The organism is Pseudomonas sp. 2995-3, from assembly GCF_002742565.1.
Classification (GTDB): Bacteria; Pseudomonadota; Gammaproteobacteria; order Pseudomonadales; family Pseudomonadaceae; genus Aquipseudomonas; species Aquipseudomonas edaphica.
This window is the reverse complement of the sequence record NZ_LJSB01000164.1, coordinates 1-342: the sequence shown is the minus strand read 5'-3', so window position 1 is coordinate 342 and position 342 is coordinate 1. Positions and strand designations below refer to the sequence as shown.

At 36.3% G+C, this 342-nt stretch carries 1 protein-coding gene; it reads left to right on the top strand.

Translation table 11 applies throughout. The features are described from left to right. Window positions 1–122: 122 nt before the first annotated feature. A partial coding sequence (locus AOA62_RS11525; protein WP_218244113.1) for a hypothetical protein occupies window positions 123–342 on the top strand: 220 nt, incomplete at its 3' end.

Genomic DNA, 342 nt, shown 5'->3' with positions numbered 1-342 from the left:
GTTATATATATTGTTTTAATATGGCTATTGCGTGTTTTTGAAAAAAATGAATGGGAGAGTTTGCCGAAGGTGGCTAAAATGCTCCCCTATAGATAAAAAAGAAAGAACAGGATGTGATAATTATGCGTCATACTATTACGATACTTGGTTTAGGTGCAGGGGACTTGGATCAGCTTCCTTTAGGAGTATATAAGGAGCTTCAAAAGCCTCAAAAGGTGATAGCTAGAACAAAGGATCACCCTGCAATTCATCAATTAGAAGAAGAAGGTCTACATGTTGAGAGTTTTGATCATATCTATGAATCACATGATCAGTTTGAAGATGTTTACGAGTCCATAGTAC